Annotated in this window: 15 protein-coding genes and 1 tRNA gene; 8 read left to right on the top strand and 8 right to left on the bottom strand. The window is 48.1% G+C overall.

The window, feature by feature from the left end; all coding sequences use genetic code 11:
• Positions 1 to 112: 112 nt before the first annotated feature.
• Entirely contained in the window at positions 113 to 1,234 is a 1,122-nt protein-coding gene (locus tag ACJJIJ_RS20130) for a DUF3667 domain-containing protein (protein ID WP_444938263.1), read from the top strand.
• Positions 1,235 to 1,616: 382 nt separating this feature from the next.
• Positions 1,617 to 2,342, top strand: coding sequence for a CARDB domain-containing protein (locus ACJJIJ_RS20135; RefSeq protein WP_444938264.1), 726 nt, complete (start codon positions 1,617 to 1,619; stop codon positions 2,340 to 2,342).
• 29 nt (positions 2,343 to 2,371) lie between these two features.
• Here ACJJIJ_RS20135 and ACJJIJ_RS20140 read toward each other — a convergent pair whose 3' ends face one another.
• Positions 2,372 to 2,647: a hypothetical protein gene (locus tag ACJJIJ_RS20140; RefSeq protein ID WP_444903723.1), complete on the bottom strand. Its 276-nt coding sequence runs from the start codon at positions 2,645 to 2,647 to the stop codon at positions 2,372 to 2,374.
• A 463-nt stretch (positions 2,648 to 3,110) separates the two neighbouring features.
• Here ACJJIJ_RS20140 and ACJJIJ_RS20145 point away from each other — a divergent pair, with 463 nt between their 5' ends.
• The gene (locus tag ACJJIJ_RS20145; protein WP_444938265.1) at positions 3,111 to 4,058 is read left to right on the top strand and encodes a GlxA family transcriptional regulator; all 948 of its coding nucleotides are present in this window, start codon (positions 3,111 to 3,113) and stop codon (positions 4,056 to 4,058) included.
• Positions 4,059 to 4,302: 244 nt separating this feature from the next.
• A complete protein-coding gene (locus ACJJIJ_RS20150; protein ID WP_444938266.1) occupies positions 4,303 to 5,046 on the top strand; it encodes a hypothetical protein in 744 nt (247 codons plus the stop codon).
• 170 nt (positions 5,047 to 5,216) lie between these two features.
• Here the strand turns inward: ACJJIJ_RS20150 and ACJJIJ_RS20155 are convergent, their stop codons facing one another.
• A complete protein-coding gene (locus ACJJIJ_RS20155) occupies positions 5,217 to 6,230 on the bottom strand; it encodes a zinc-dependent alcohol dehydrogenase family protein (protein ID WP_444938267.1) in 1,014 nt (337 codons plus the stop codon).
• 742 nt (positions 6,231 to 6,972) lie between these two features.
• On the opposite strand from ACJJIJ_RS20155, the gene ACJJIJ_RS20160 reads away from it, so the two are divergent.
• The gene (locus tag ACJJIJ_RS20160; RefSeq protein ID WP_444938268.1) at positions 6,973 to 7,485 is read left to right on the top strand and encodes a hypothetical protein; all 513 of its coding nucleotides are present in this window, start codon (positions 6,973 to 6,975) and stop codon (positions 7,483 to 7,485) included.
• Between the two features lie 356 nt (positions 7,486 to 7,841).
• On the opposite strand, the gene ACJJIJ_RS20165 is transcribed toward ACJJIJ_RS20160, so the two are convergent.
• From ACJJIJ_RS20165 to rpsU, 6 genes are all read right to left on the bottom strand, one after another.
• Positions 7,842 to 7,918 (bottom strand) — tRNA-Ile (locus tag ACJJIJ_RS20165).
• 310 nt (positions 7,919 to 8,228) lie between these two features.
• Entirely contained in the window at positions 8,229 to 8,678 is a 450-nt protein-coding gene (locus ACJJIJ_RS20170; RefSeq protein WP_444938269.1) for a diacylglycerol kinase, read from the bottom strand.
• 90 nt (positions 8,679 to 8,768) lie between these two features.
• A complete protein-coding gene (gene rpoD / locus ACJJIJ_RS20175; RefSeq protein WP_444887903.1) occupies positions 8,769 to 10,649 on the bottom strand; it encodes an RNA polymerase sigma factor RpoD in 1,881 nt (626 codons plus the stop codon).
• Positions 10,650 to 10,844: 195 nt separating this feature from the next.
• On the bottom strand, positions 10,845 to 12,806 hold the full coding sequence (dnaG, locus tag ACJJIJ_RS20180; RefSeq protein WP_444938270.1) for a DNA primase: 1,962 nt from the start codon (positions 12,804 to 12,806) through the stop codon (positions 10,845 to 10,847).
• Positions 12,807 to 12,830: 24 nt separating this feature from the next.
• A complete protein-coding gene (locus ACJJIJ_RS20185; protein WP_444883624.1) occupies positions 12,831 to 13,277 on the bottom strand; it encodes a GatB/YqeY domain-containing protein in 447 nt (148 codons plus the stop codon).
• A gap of 201 nt (positions 13,278 to 13,478) precedes the next feature.
• The gene (rpsU, locus tag ACJJIJ_RS20190; RefSeq protein ID WP_020411530.1) at positions 13,479 to 13,694 is read right to left on the bottom strand and encodes a 30S ribosomal protein S21; all 216 of its coding nucleotides are present in this window, start codon (positions 13,692 to 13,694) and stop codon (positions 13,479 to 13,481) included.
• Between the two features lie 173 nt (positions 13,695 to 13,867).
• Between rpsU and tsaD the strand changes: the two genes are divergently transcribed.
• Genes tsaD through folK form a run of 3 tightly spaced genes read left to right on the top strand, consistent with a single transcriptional unit; the run spans position 13,868 to position 15,831 of the window.
• Positions 13,868 to 14,902 (top strand): tRNA (adenosine(37)-N6)-threonylcarbamoyltransferase complex transferase subunit TsaD, encoded by a 1,035-nt coding sequence (tsaD, locus tag ACJJIJ_RS20195; protein ID WP_444938271.1) that lies wholly within the window; start codon positions 13,868 to 13,870, stop codon positions 14,900 to 14,902.
• A 45-nt stretch (positions 14,903 to 14,947) separates the two neighbouring features.
• Complete coding sequence (gene folB, locus ACJJIJ_RS20200) at positions 14,948 to 15,337, top strand: dihydroneopterin aldolase (RefSeq protein WP_444887906.1); 390 nt, start codon at positions 14,948 to 14,950, stop codon at positions 15,335 to 15,337.
• 2 nt (positions 15,338 to 15,339) lie between these two features.
• A complete protein-coding gene (gene folK / locus ACJJIJ_RS20205; protein WP_444938272.1) occupies positions 15,340 to 15,831 on the top strand; it encodes a 2-amino-4-hydroxy-6-hydroxymethyldihydropteridine diphosphokinase in 492 nt (163 codons plus the stop codon).
• The last annotated feature ends 65 nt before the right edge of the window (positions 15,832 to 15,896 follow it).

A 15,896-nucleotide genomic window follows, 5' to 3' on the forward strand; every position in this document is an offset into this window, starting at 1 on the left:
AAAAGAAATTGATCAGTGGCTAGTATTTTTTGGACGTTCTTCACATAATAAGATGCAAAGAAATAGAACGTTTTTATGGTTGATACCTAGAAGTAGAAAAAGGATAGAGGTAATGAGTTGTTCAGAAACAGTTGAACATATAAAAGGAAGTGTTGCTGAATGTGCAAACTGCAAGACCGAACTTTTGGGGCCACACTGTTATTCTTGTGGCCAGCCTGTAAAAGGAATGGTGCGCCAATTTTCCAACATAATCGGGGATTTTTTTGACACATTACTAGCGCTTGATTCGCGTATAGTACGCACTCTGGCGCCTTTGCTGTTTCGTCCTGGTTTTCTAACAGTCGAGTATTTTGCTGGACGGCGGGTACGTTATGTCAGCCCAGTACGTTTGTTTATTTTCTTATGTATAACAACCTTTTTTTCAATTCAGCTTAGTACTGATTGGAAGGATTATTCATCTGAGAATGATGAGGCTGTGGTTGAGGAAGTATCTGATATAAAGCAGCCCCTTGATGAAGGGAGAAATACTATATCAGACACATCAAATCAGGATGTCGAGACTGAGTTTTTGCCGAATGAGGCTCCAAAAAAAGTTGGTGAAATGATCGATGAATTTCAGAGGGCTGAGCCCAAATTGGTAGTTGATATTTTTGATAGTGAAGAGGGTGAACATTGCAATGTAAAGATTGGTGGAGCTTGTTGGGATAACAAAGCTGAACGCCCAAGATTTTCAGGTGTACCACAATCCCTGGTGGATAGCGTGGCTGAATTCTTGCTAAAGATCGAAAAAAATAGTGATCTAGTTGAAGCTGATCCCAATCGTTTCAAGAAGATTTTTCTTGGTTCATTACCTTCCACACTATTTATTATGCTGCCTATTTTTGCATTCATGTTATGGGTGCTTTATCTGTTCAAGCGAAGGTTATATATGGAACACTTAATTGTTGCATTACATAGCCATGCATTTATTAGTTTGGCACTATTACTGACGACTCTTCTACTTAATGTTCAGGGTTGGTTTGGCGGTTATCCATGGGTTGAGCAGATCACGTGGAGTTTAATATCTATCCTTGTCTTTTGGATGCCTGTATATCTTTTGATCATGCAAAAGCGTTTATATAGACAAGGTTGGATTATGACTTTGATTAAGTATTCTTTCTTATCTGTTGTGTATCCGCTAATGCTTTCAATTGGAGCTACATTGGCAGTTTTATACAGCGTCGCGGAATTTTAGTATTTTCTGTTTATTTTCGGATGTTCTCACTCAGTAGTAATTAGGGTGCTAGGGTATTAAAAATACACGTTTAATACCCTTGATTATAAGAGGATAAGTTAATGTGGATGGATGAGGATATATGCTTTGTATCTTGGTTATATTTACATTTTCTCTAGCGCTGAAGTGTCTTAATTATAAAACTGAATTTAAAATTAAAAAAATCATGATAAATAAGAGAGCTGCAACTGTTTAAGGTTAAATCCCGCCAATATTTTCCAGCTATATATAGATATTCCATAAGGTCGCTTTACAATCTCTCCAGCCAATAGAATGTAGTTTTTATTTGATATGTGGTTGAAGGGTAAAATAGTTAGTAAAAAAATACTTTATGGAGGGTAACATGTTGAGACTGATAATCAGTTTTTTAGCTAGTTTACTGACGTTGATTTTTGCGATAATCAGTTATGCAGATCCGATTCAGGATATAAGTATGCAGAACTATAATGCTGGTTGGTACCCTAACTTCTATCAAGGTCAGGGTCCATTGACCTGTCGTAGAACTTGTGCAATTTGGGTCGGTGCTACACCAGAATCTGAATTGACAAAGGAAATGACAGAGGAGTTTGAACGAACCAATGTTTGTAAAATCACTCGCAATCCAGAGATTATTGAAAAGCCATATGATGATCCACTGGCCCATTGGTTATATGGTAATCAATTTGACGACAAAGCTAATTGTTATGCGGGTACACCCTTTGGAGTAATTGAAGATGATCACTACATGTGCTTATGTGTATGTGATAAACCAGACCTGATCGTGAGCAAAATTCATGATCCAATCTGGGACTCTGGTTCAGGGCAATCCCTGATTGCTGTAGATATCACCAATGTCGGGCAAATGGCAGCTGCCGCAAGTTTTGCTCGCCTGATCGATCCCGATACTTTGGCCAATGATGTTCAAGCAATCCCAGCCTTAGCCGTTAGTGCGACGATAACCCTCATCTTTACCTTGAATTATTGGGTATTTGATCCTGATGCGGTGCTGGAAGTGACCGCAGACTATAAAAACATCGTGGAGGAATGCGATGAAACTAACAATACGCAGGTTTATAAAAAGCAAGGTTAAAGTACATCTTATTAGTGTTCGACAATAAATTAACGAGCTAGGTGAACATTAATTACCTCACAGTTCTCCTTACCTACTGTAGCCGTTGGCATACCACCACCCTTGATATTGGTATCGGGCTTTTTAGGAATAATGATGTACATACGATGATAGTTACGTAATACGTAGTCTTTCTTGTTTGCGCTTAACCAAGGGTATTCGTTTGCAATGGCGGCTACCCCTCTTGCCAGGGCAATACCATCGGTACAATTATTTGGTGTGGTGGTGGCCATAACCATGGCTATTAGGGCAGATGAAAAGAGCATAAATCTTGTTCTTTGGCCGAAGTCGGGGTAATTGAGGCACTAAGCTGTCACTCGGGAAGTATAACTAAGTCGGATACAGAGCTGTAGTGATCTATACCAGAGTTTTGTCAATCTATACTCTCTCACAGCAGAGTGACAGGTCTATACCGGTCACTCTGCTAAACCTATTTTTCCTCATGAATTCTCACCTATCCCCATACTGATTTCTTTGCTCTGCAATATCTCCATTTGATTATCCGCTTCGACGGTTCTCAGTTGAAATTATAAAAGGAGAAATTTGAAGGAATGAGCACTTCTGAATAGCGAATATCTGTGGCTTGCGACACGAGTACATAAGGGGACATAGAAATCGAGCTGTTATCCACAGCGTATTTTGCGTTGCAATCGGTATGTCTGTTTTTGTCGTAATTGCGTCTTTTGTGACATTTCTAGAGGAGTAGAATAGGTACAAGGAGGAATTACTATGAGCAGAAAGATTGGTTTTTTCATTGCCGATGGCTTTCAGGCCCTGGACTTATTTGGCCCCTTGGATGCATTTATGGAGACTAACAGTTTTATCAGTGAGGCCTATTCTTGCTACTTATTAGGTTTGTCTTCAGGGGTTGTTGAAACAGCGTATGGACAATCCCTTTCTGTAGACTGCGATATCTTTGAATTACCACAAGTTGATTACTTGGTCATTTGTGGCGGTGTTGGGATGCGGCAATTGGAACTGAGCTTGAAGCAACTCAATGCCTTGAGACTGATAGCTGAAAATGCCCGTAGGGTAATGAGTATCTGTACCGGTGCTTTTATTCTAGCAAAGATTTTTCCTGAACAGAGTCATAGAGTTACTACACATTGGCGACATTGCCGAGAATTGGCACAACAGGCAGTTAATTATCAAGTGGAAGAAGACCCGCTGTTTATTGAAAGTGAAGGAATTTGGTCTTCCGCCGGTGTTTTATCTGGCGTCGACCTAGCCTTAGAGATCATCCGAAGAGACCACGGCAATACTATTGCTGCGAGTGTTGCCAAAGAACTGGTGGTCTATCTACAGCGCCGCGGTGGTCAGGCACAGTACTCAGACTTATTACAGGTACAATCTGGCGATAGCATGCGTCTCAACCCATTGCTGGAGTGGTTAGCTCAAGATTATCAAAAACCTATCAGTGTCTCCGATATGGCCGAGAGAATATCTATCAGTGAGCGCCAGTTAACACGCTTGTTCAAACGTCATTTACACAGCACGCCTAGCCAGTATTTAAATCAAATTCGTCTCAATCGGGCGCGGGACCTGATTACTTGCGAGTCCTTGAGTTTGGAGCAAGTAGCTCTACGAGTGGGCTTTTCCAGTTACGATAGTTTTCGCCGGGCCTTTCACCTTCAGTTTGGGGTCTCTCCCTCATATTTCAGCCGGAATCAAGCATAAAACAAAGATTATTTTTAATTATCTACTTGTTATTTTTTTTCATATAAAGCCAACACACTTGAAACTGAGAAGGTTAGTTTGTGGAAGGAAGATATACAGTAATTAATTGAGACACATCATATAGATCCGCTTGTTAATGTTGACAAATATGAATTCTATGAGCAAATCCATAATCTACTTAAATCTCTGCAAGATATGAATGAAGCAGAAATAGAGTTGGGAATAATGCGTTTAATGCGTAGTATTGGCCAAGTTTCTTTATGGCACTGGCATTAGTGATGGACAAGATGAGGTGACTTACCAGTTTTTAAAAGATGGTAAATCTATCTCAATGAAAGTGCACTCTGTGCCTATGGAAAAATTTGGTGGGTTGAGCACACAGTATCCGGTTTTGGTTCCTGATATTAATTATTTTAATATCGACTTGTCTGGTATCCGCCTGGCTTTACTAAGAAAGTACGACGCAGTTTACGTGGACTTTGATAGTTATCCAGATTTACGTGATCTTCAAGAACAGTGTGAGAATATTGTTGATATCGTACGTGATAGTAGAGTTCAGAATCTTGTTATCGATTTTCGAGATAATCATGGCGGGGATTTTTACGTAGGATTGGCTCTCTCTTCCTGTATTCAAAATTTGAATCAATTCGATTGGCGCAATGGTATATATGTAATGATTGATGAAGGTACTCAATCAGCAGCGATGAGTAATGCGGCCCAGTATCAGCAAATTCTCAATACCAACTTGGTGGGTACTCCGACAGGCGCCGATCCTAATATAGCCTCTGAAACTAACCATTTTAAGCTTAAAAACTCGAAGAGAGAGATAAGTATTGCCAAGCGCTATTATCGCTTTATTCAATCTCCTACCGATGCGCTATACCCTGATTTTCCGATGACGACAAGCTGGCGTGACTATAAGCAGGGTAGGGACGGAGCACTATTACAGTTACTAAATCATATTCAAGAAAAGGATCGTGAAAGTTAGATAAAGTCATAGTAAATATTGACTTTCATTGTACTGAAAAAATAATACACTGCACTCGAAATTTTATTAGGTATCAATACTCATTGAGCGTATCCATGAGTTTATACATAATAAATGCCGGTAGCAGTGTATTACTCATTTTCTAGGGAGTAGCTCTTTAAAATAAACGGTTACCACTCCACACAAATCTTACCAAAGTGCGAACCGCTGGTTTGATACTCAAAAGCTTCCTCAAGATTGGCAAACGGAAATGTCTTATCGATAACTGGATGCACTGTGTTGCTTTCCAATGCCGCAACATAATTCTGCTGTTCACGGCGATTCCCCACAACCAGCCCTTGTAGGCGTGCTTGTTTTCCCATCAGTAATGCTGTTGGGACTTCTCCCTCTCTGCCAGTTAGCACCCCAATGAGAGAAATGTGCCCCCCCACCCTAACTGACTGAATAGATTGTTCCAAAGTGGCGGGCCCACCCACCTCGATAATATGATCGGCCCCTTTGCCATGGGTTAACTCCAGTACTTTTTCTGACCACTGTGTATGGGCTTTGTAATTAATCCCGTGAGTTGCCCCCAGCTTCTTGGCGCGTTCTAGTTTCTCATCGGAGGATGAGGTCACAATTACTTGGGCGCCCAACATATTGGCAATTTGAATTACGGCAATAGATACGCCGCCAGTACCAAGGGTTAAAATTATATCTCCTGGTTTAACCTTGCCATCGCTGACCAAGGCCCTCCAGGCCGTGAGGCCCGCTGTAGTAATAGTGGCAGATTCAGTATGACTCCAGCCCTTGGGTGCCAGGGTAAATGCAGTGGCATCACGTACTACATGCTGGGCTGCCATTCCATCAATGCCATCTCCGGGTGTATTGGCGAAGCCCCAAACACTGTGGCATGCCGGCCCTGCCTGCCATTGGGGGAAAAAGCAGGAAACCACGGAATCACCGATCTTAAATTCGGTGACACCCTCACCAACGGCCTCAACTGTTCCTGCACCATCAGACATTAAAATACGGCCATCTTCGGTAGATATACTGCCGTCGGCAACCAGCAAATCATGGAAGTTGAGCGAGGATGCGCCAATGGCAACACGAATCTGCCCAGGCCCTGGCTTGCCGGGGTCATTAATTTCGCTCAGAGAGATATTTTCAAGACCGCCAGGTGCTTTTAGCGTCAGTGCTTTCATTATGTTCTTCCTTTAATCTTAAGAGCCTTTGTTTTCAGGCCTTCTAGCCAATCTTGATGGCCATTAATCATAGGATTAGGTTGGGTTATCACTAATTCAATGGCAGGCAACCGATTCTGTGCTTCTTATCTGAGGATATTGTTAACCAGGCGTGCTGAACATCCATATCAAGCTGCAGGTGCTGACTATTGTTTAACTGGTGCAGTATATCCTACATAGCGCGCTTCAACCGGAAATCGAGAATTTAAAATATACTTTGTGTACCTTTACTTAATTCAGGTCCCTGCCCATTCTGGAATTGGACATTTATAGAGTTAATAGGCATGGAGTAGTGGCCACCCATCAGTTATAGCTGGCTTTGAGATAAAATTTACCTAGAGTAATGGTTATTGGGTAATCCTGAGAGAAGCTCTGAACCAGATTATTTTACTCATTGTGGTCTAGGTAATGTTGATGACGGTCAATCACTTTTCTCTGCAGAGTTGCCAATATATTCTTTAAGCTCACGACGCTTCTGTATGGCGTTGAAGGGGTCATAGGGCTATATACTTCAAATTTTTATTCATTATTCTCTATGAGAAAATCTTATATCTAACTGAAGGTTTAAGTACTTGCAATATATTTATTTGGGTGCTTAAAAGGTCTAGAAATTAAAAATTATTTGAATGGAAAGAAACTGGCGTTATTTTCTGCTGCTATAAGTATTTAGTTGGTATACGTCTCTGGGAAACTGGTATAGCTCATGACAAAGACTTTTAATGGGAATAAGTTATTGATAGCGCTGATTGTAACTTTATCTGTAGAAAATTTTGCGTATTCTGAGAGTTACGATACGGGCGATGAGCGTGATTGGTTATTGAATGCAGAAAATGATAAAGATCGCTTAATTTTACTGCAAAACTATCTTGGTGGTTTTTCTGTTTCCATGTGGGAAGTAGGGGATCGTTACAAAACCATATATTCGGCACTTCAGAATGAGAACTTTGACCTAGCTATATATCATTGGAAAAAAATTAAAGCTGTCATTGAGAATGGTTACCTAAAACGTCCTGCCCGGAGGGCAAATTCGGATGCAATTTTTATAAACTCAACATATGAAGCTGTACTTAGTGCATTTGAGACCAGGGATATAAAAAAAGCCTGGCAAGGATTTTCCAATGCCCGCTCTGCATGTATGACATGTCATGTCGCCGAAAAAATACCTTGGATGAATGATCAAAATTTATTTAGAGATACTGCTGTTTCAAATAACTGAACACTATTTTTAATGGTTTACGGAGAGGATTGAGCACCCTACTTGAAATTACAACACTTTGACTAGTTGTTAGGAGTAGTCTTGATATAGATCTATTCATAATAGTTCAGGCTTCTAATCGCTCTCTATCAGTGGTGAATATCATCCGCTGTAAAAGTTTTTATGACCTTCTATGTTTCTTCGAGATTTTGGTGGTGATGGCGGATTAATAGTTTGATGTTTGAATTTAGTGGGCTTTAGAAAAGGTGTGATATATCGCTAGCTACTTCAACGTTGGGAGTGCGTAAGTGGGTGCTTTTCCTAGACGCCTAGAAACCCAGTGAGTCACATGAGAAGGGATTAATTGGGGATTAAAATGGTGGGCCCTCCGGGACTCGAACCCAGGACCTGCCGATTATGAGTCGGATGCTCTAACCAACTGAGCTAAGGGCCCACACTTTGCTTGCGGGTATCGTTGCAAGCGGTTGGGCAAAGTACAAGATTTTTCCTTTCAAATCAATGCCTTTGTGGCAGAAATTTCTTCTTGTCGTGTTTGCACAACAACGTCAATCTCAGTAGCTATTATTTGAGCGGTCTTTAAATTTTAACTTCCCAGCCTAGAAAGTAAGGGATGGATATCCCATTTTGAGCTTGTTGGTACGCCTGTTCAGTTTGTTGGTGTTAGTTAGTACCATTGTTCAGGTTATAGAAGGGGAGGCGTAGCCTCCCTTTTTTTTATAACTAACGATTTTCAAGTAGTGCGGTTAAATCGGCAACTTGGGAATCACAATACAACCCCAGACGATAAACCACATTAACAGGGCCACTGCTACTGCGGCAGAGCCGGTGTCTTTGGCGATCTTGGCCAGTGGGTGCTTTTCAGCTCCTATGCGGTCCACAGTGGCTTCAATAGCGCTATTGATAAGCTCCAAAGGCAATACCACCAGGCTAACAGCTATCAATACGGCGCGTTCAGCCGGGGTGTCTCCTACCCATAGGGCAAAAGGGACAAAGAAGATAGCGAGGATAACTTCAATACGAAAGGCTTCCTCATTACGCCAGGCGGCGCTGAGACCTTCGCTTGAATATTTGGCGGCGGCAATCAGGCGGGCAATACCTTTTTTGCCTGGCTTGTTGGCGACTTCTTCAGACTCTTCCGGTTTATTGGCGACTTCTTCAGACTCTTCCGGTTTATTGGCGACTTCTTTTTGCATGCTGCTCTCCTGCCATCCGTAGACCCTTGCGGGCGGTCATGATTGTGTCACATAAAAAAGCCCGGTCGAACCGGGCTTTTTCGTGGGGGCTTACTCGTCGAGGAAGCTCCGCAGGTGCTCTGATCGGGATGGATGCCTCAGCTTACGCAGGGCCTTAGCCTCGATCTGGCGAATACGTTCACGGGTTACATCGAACTGCTTACCCACCTCTTCCAGGGTGTGGTCGGTGTTCATGTCGATACCGAAGCGCATACGCAGTACCTTGGCTTCACGCGCGGTTAGGCCGGAGAGCACGGAGCGGGTGGCGTCGTGCAGGCCTGTCTGGGTGGCGGTGTCCACCGGGGAGGACTGGTTCTGGTCCTCAATAAAGTCACCCAGGTGCGAGTCTTCATCGTCACCGATAGGAGTCTCCATGGAAATGGGCTCCTTGGCGATTTTGAGGACCTTGCGCACCTTGTCTTCCGGCATATCCATGCGCTCGCCCAGCTCCTCCGGCGTGGGTTCGCGTCCCATTTCCTGTAGCATTTGGCGGCTGATACGGTTGAGCTTGTTGATAGTCTCAATCATATGCACCGGGATACGAATGGTGCGTGCCTGGTCTGCGATAGAGCGGGTAATAGCCTGGCGAATCCACCAGGTGGCGTAGGTGGAGAACTTGTAGCCGCGGCGGTATTCGAATTTATCTACTGCCTTCATCAGGCCGATATTGCCCTCCTGGATCAGGTCCAGGAACTGCAGGCCGCGATTGGTGTACTTCTTGGCGATAGAGATAACCAGGCGTAGGTTAGCTTCAACCATTTCCTTTTTAGCGCGGCGGGAGCGGGCCTCGCCAATGGACATACGGCGGTTGATCTCTTTGATCTGGCCTACGTCTAGACCGGAGCGCTCTTGGCACTGGGCCAGCTTGCGTTGCGCGCGAACGATATCGTCTACGACATGACGCAGGGCGTCAGAGTAGTCGCGCTTCTTTTTGATGATCGCGGGGATCCACTCTTCATTGGTTTCGTTGCCGGGAAATTCCTTGATAAAGGTCTTGCGCGGCATACGTGCACGCTTGATGCACAAATTCATAGTGATGCGCTCTTGCCTGCGCACACTATCGAGAATATCGCGAACTTCGCCGTAGAGAGGATCGAACTGGCGTGGTGCCAGTTTGAAGTAGCGGAATACCTCGGCGACGGCTTCCAAAGCAGTACCGGCTTCCTTGGAGTCGCGACCGTGGGCGGCGATGGCCTCATCGGCGGCTTTCTGCGCAGCGATCAGCGCATTCATGCGCTCGGCCAGCTCCTCTGGGTCGAGACCGCCGGCGTTTTCCTCTTCTTCCTCGCTGGAGGAATCGTCGGCGTCGTCCGAGTCATCGTCCTCTTCGCCTTCGCTTTCAGAGGACTCGCTGCTGTTGTCGCTTACTACAGCGGCTTGGCCAGCCTGGGCTCCGGGGGGCACATCTTCAGCTGGGTCGAGCCAGCCGGCGATGACATCGGGGATACGGCGCTCTTCTTTCTCGATGAGCGCGTATTCATCGATGATTTGCTGTACTGCGCCAGGCCAGTAGGCGAGGGCGGCCATCAGCTCGCGTAGGCCCTCTTCGATACGCTTGGCAATGGCGATTTCGCCCTCGCGCGTGAGCAGCTCTACAGTGCCCATTTCGCGCATATACATGCGTACCGGATCGGTGGTGCGGCCTACATCAGACTCAACTGCGGCCAGTGCGGCGGCGGCTTCGGCTGCGGCGATTTCGTCGGCGGAGCTGTCACCCTCGGCCATCAACAACTCTTCGGCATCTGGTGCGCTTTCGAACACCTTGATACCCATGTCGTTGATCATGCCAATAATGTCTTCCACCTGATCGGGATCGGAAATATCTTCCGGGAGGTGGTCATTTACCTCGGCATAGGTGAGATAGCCCTGCTCTTTACCGCGGGCGATCAACTCCTTGATACGGGAGGTTTGTTGCTGGGTTTTGTCGGTCATGCACAACCCTGAATTCTGGGGATGAAAATACGGGACAAAGACGCGGGATTATAGCGTATATGCACTAGCAATAACCACTCTAGCTGTCAAGCAACGGCTCTGGTGTGAATTTTAGGGTGCTGAGGTTCCCGTTCCCGCCCGGCGGGGTGAGTGAATATAGTGTTGAGACCGCAGTTTTCAAGGGGTTATTGCAGATTAATTGTCTTTTCTGCGCCAGTTGGCCAATAAAGCCAGTTGTTCTTCCTGACTGAGCTGGGCACCGGCTTTTAACTGGGCCAAGAGATCGCGATTACGCTGCTTGGCATCGGATTTTTCTAGGTGACGTAGACAGTCGTTAAATTCAGCCTGGGGATCGTATTCCAGATTGCTATCGCCTTGGGCTAGGTGACGAACCCCGGAAACTAGGGGAGATATCGCCAGCTTAGCCAGAATATCGCTGGATTCGGCGCCGTGATGGGCGCGCCAGTGGCCGATCAATTGGCGAAAGTTAAGTTGTGGGCGGCTCTTGAAAAGCTCCACCAGCTGGGCAAATAGCAGCAGGTCTGGGTTGTCGGCGCCGAGGAACTGTTGCAAGTCCTCAATCTGCGTGGCCAGCTCGGGGTGGTGGAGGATCAGCGCTACCAGCATACGTTCAGGAGGTAGGCGATACTGGCCGGTGCGGCGTGGGCTGTCCCCAAGTTTGGGGAAATATTCAGATTCGTCTTCGCGGGGCCAGGGTTCCGGCGGGGTGCGGTGTTGGAGTTCCTCATCCTGCTCGGTAGAGAGGGGCGCGCCGGTGACAGTTGGCTGTGCCTGTGCTTGCTGTAACTGGGTGTTGCGAGCCTTCTCCGCGTGAATCACCTCCTGCAGAGTGTCTTTATCGAGTCCGGTGCGCGAGGCCAGCTGCTGGAACATCAGTTGGCGATATACGCCTCCTGGCAGCAAATCCAGCAGTGGGGCGGCCAGCTTGGACAAGCGCGCGCGGCCGTCCATGGTCTGGAGGTTGATGTCTTCGCTGAGCAGGTCGAAGAGAAAGTCCTCCAGGGGGCGGGCCTGCTCTTCTATCAGTTGCTGGAAACGTTCTCCACCCAGTTGTCGCACCAGAGTGTCCGGGTCTTCTCCTTCCGGCAGCAACAAAAAGCGTAGGCTGCGGCCGTCCTGCATATGGGGCAGGGCAGATTCCAGTGCGCGGCGGGCGGCGGCGCGGCCGGCGCGGTCACCATCAAAACAAAATAGCAATTCACTAGTATGGCGAAAGGCCAGCTGAATGTGCTCTTCGCCGCAGGCAGTGCCAAGGGTTGCGACGGCGTAGCGGATATCGAACTGCGCCAGGGCCACTACATCCATATAGCCCTCCACCACGATCAAGCGCTCTAAGTTGCGATTGGCCTGGCGCGCTTCCCACAGGCCGTAGAGTTCACGGCTTTTGTGGAAAATCGGGGTTTCCGGGGAGTTGAGGTACTTGGGCTTTTCATCCCCCAGTACCCGGCCGCCAAAGGCGATGGTGCGGCCGCGCTGGTCGCGAATGGGGAAGATGATACGGTTACGGAAGCGGTCGTAGTGGTGACGCCCGCCTGGTTTGCTGTTGCCGTCACTGTCCTGGCGACGAATGGCGAGTCCTGCCAGTTCAAGCTGGTCGGCTTTTTCGGGAGTGTCGGCCAGTGCGTTGAGCAGGTTGTCCCAGCCCGGTGGTGCCAAGCCGATGTCGAAATCTCGGGCAATTTCCCCGGATAATCCGCGATTGCGCAAGTAGGCCACTGCGTTACCTGCTGCAGGGTGGTTGCGTAGCTGTTCACGGTAGAATTCTGCAGCTTTTTCCGCCAGTTGATAGAGGGATTGGCTTTCCCTCTGGCGCTTTTCCTGCCCGGGAGCCAATGCCTCTCTGGGTACTTCCAAGCCGCGGGTGGCTGCCAGTTTTTCCACGGCTTCGGGAAATGGCAGGCGATCGTATTCCATCAGGAAGCCGATTGCATTGCCGTTGGCGCCACAGCCGAAACAGTAGTAGAACTGCTTGTCTGGGCTCACGGTAAAGGATGGGGTTTTTTCGTCGTGGAAGGGGCAGCAGGCGGAGTAGTTTTTTCCGGTCTTGCGCAGTTTTACCCTACTGTCCACCAGCTCGACGATATCTGCGCGGGCGAGCAGGTCGTCGATAAAGTGCTGGGGGATCTTGCTGGGCATACTGTTCTGCAATCCGGCTGGGCGTTAGGCCAGTCGGGCCTTAACCAATTTGCTGACTGCGCCCATATCTGCACGGCCTTGAACCTGGGGCTTCACCTGGGCAATCACTTTACCCATGTCGGCCATACCGCTGGCCCCGGTGCTCTGCACGGCGGAAGCGACAATTTCGCTAATCTCCGCTTCGGTCAACTGCTTGGGCAGGAACTCTTGGATGACTTCGATCTCCGCCTGTTCCACTGCAGCCAGCTCGGCGCGGCCGGCCTTTTCATACTGGGTGATGGAGTCGCGGCGCTGTTTGGTCATCTTGTCCAGCAGAGCGAGGATACGCGCGTCATCCAGATCGATGCGCTCATCCACTTCAACTCGTTTGATCTCAGCATTGATTAAACGCAGGGTGGCAAGACGCTCTTTGTCGCGTGCTTTCATTGCGTCTTTGGTCGCTTGAGTCAGGGTGTCCTTGAGAGTGCTCATAGTGAGTGTTCCGGGATTGGCATTGATTGTGGTTTATTGGGCTGAGCGCTAAGGATAGCGCGTCCGCCGAGCATGGAGAATGCGGTTGGCAGAACGAAAAACGGCGCGCGAGTAGGGCTCGCACGCCGTTCTTTATAGCTCCGCTACGGGCTAAGCCCGTCCGGCCGCCTCGCTGCGACAGGCTTATTCAGCCTGCGGCTCTTAGTAGAGACGCTGGAACTTGCGGTTTTCGCGCTGAAGCTTTTTAGCGTGACGCTTAACCGCGGCAGCAGCTTTGCGCTTACGAACAGCGGTGGGCTTCTCGTAGAACTCGCGACGACGTACTTCAGACAGTACGCCTGCTTTTTCACAGGAGCGCTTGAAGCGGCGCAGAGCGATATCGAAAGGTTCGTTGTCTTTGATTCGTACAGAGGGCATTAGGATACCTGTTAAAATTCGTTTCTCTCGGCCATTCCGGCAATGCTCTCGCAGTTGCATCCGGTGGCCGGTTCACAGCGAGGGCGCAAATTCTAAACACTCCTATACGGGATCGCAACCCCATTTTCCAGTATGATAACCGCCCCTCGAAGTAGTCACGAGAATGAAATCAAGTGCGCGTCCTCGGTATAGAAACTTCCTGCGATGAAACTGGCGTCGCTATCTACGATTCTGAGTCCGGTCTGCTCGGCCATGCTCTATTCAGTCAGGTTGACCTCCACGCCGATTACGGTGGTGTAGTCCCTGAACTGGCAAGCCGCGACCATGTGCGCAAGCTGTTGCCGTTGGTACGGCAGGTAATGGCGAAGACCAATACCAAGCCTTCCGATTTGGATGGTGCAGCTTATACCGCCGGTCCAGGCTTGGTTGGCGCCCTGATGGTGGGCGCCTGTGCCGGCCGCGCCTTAGCGTATGGCTGGGGTGTGCCCGCTGTGGCTGTACATCATATGGAGGGGCATTTATTAGCTCCGATGCTGGAGGACAACCCACCGGCCTTTCCTTTTGTGGCCTTGCTGGTCTCTGGTGGTCATACCCAGTTGGTCGAAGTGCGCGGTCTTGGCGACTACGAACTGATGGGGGAATCCCTGGACGATGCCGCTGGTGAAGCTTTTGACAAGGCCGCCAAGATGCTTGATCTGGACTACCCCGGTGGTCCGCGTTTGGCAGCCTTGGCTGAGAAAGGTGATCCCAAGCGCTTTACCTTCCCTCGCCCTATGACTGATCGACCGGGGCTGGATTTCAGCTTTTCGGGCTTAAAAACCTTCACCCTGACCACTGTGCGTCAGCACGCCCTCGAAGATGGCCTGCCGGATGAACAGACCTGTGCGGATATTGCGGCAGCCTTCCAAGAGGCGGTCGTGGATACTCTAGTGATTAAATGTCGCCGTGCAATTAAAGCCTCTGGTTATAAAACTTTGGTCATTGCCGGTGGGGTTTCCGCGAATAAATTGTTGCGTGAACGTTTGGAAACGAGCCTGCGCAAGGATAGTGCCAGCGTCTACTACCCCCGTCATGAGTTTTGCACCGATAACGGCGCTATGATCGCCTATGCCGGTAGTTTGCGTTTGCAAGCCGGAGAACAGACGAGCCTTGCAGTTGATGTGCGTCCACGTTGGCCAATGACAGAATTGCCCAAGACCGAACTCTAAGAAATCCCAGGGGCATCCTGGCAGTAAAAAGAAAAGAGCCGATAAATGGATATTGTTTATATACGGGATTTAAAGGTGAATACCATTATCGGTATTTACGAGTGGGAGCGTGAAGTACGCCAGACCGTCAGCCTTGATATAGAAATGGCTTTCGATATCAGCGAGGCGGCGCGTACAGACAATATCGAGCACACACTTAACTATAAGGCGGTGGCCAAACGCTTGATCGCTTTTATTGAGAGCAGCGAGTTCCTGTTGGTGGAAACTATGGCGGAACAGGCTGCGGCAATTGTCAGGGAAGAGTTTTCCGTAAGCTGGCTGCGACTGCGTTTGTCCAAGCCGGGTGCGGTCCGAGGGTCCAGGGATGTGGGTGTCATTATTGAGCGTGGCGAAAGGCCAGCAAAAGGTGCAGCAGCGATGTCTGCGGGAGTGTAAACGTGGCTCAGGTGTATCTCAGCCTCGGCAGTAATATCAATCGCGCGCAATATATCCGCGCAGCGCTGGATGCTCTCACAGGGCAGTTTGGCGACTTGGAGGTGTCCCAGGTTTTCGAGAGCGAAGCGGTAGGATTCCCTGGGGATAATTTTTACAACCTGGTGGTGGGACTACAAACTGACCTGCCGGTAAGGCAGCTGGCCCTGTGTCTGCGTGGTATCGAAGATGCCAACGGCCGCCTGCGCTCTGGACCTAAATTCAGTGCGCGCACCCTGGATATTGATATTCTTACCTATGATCAACTTACGGGGACTATCGATGGAGTGAAATTGCCTCGAGGTGAGATTGTAAAAAATGCCTTTGTTTTACAGCCTCTGGCAGAGATTGCTCCGGAAGTATTGCATCCGATCGAGCAGAAAACTTACCGTCAGCTGTGGAATGAGTACGACCAGGCTTCACAAAAATTGTGGCCGGTAGAATTTATTTGGCCGTGATTCCAATAATTTTTTAAAAAATGTAGATAAAAAAGCAGCCTTTAGAGGCTGCTTTTTTTGTCAGT

This window comes from Microbulbifer mixtoriginis (SeqCode) (genome assembly GCF_052467945.1).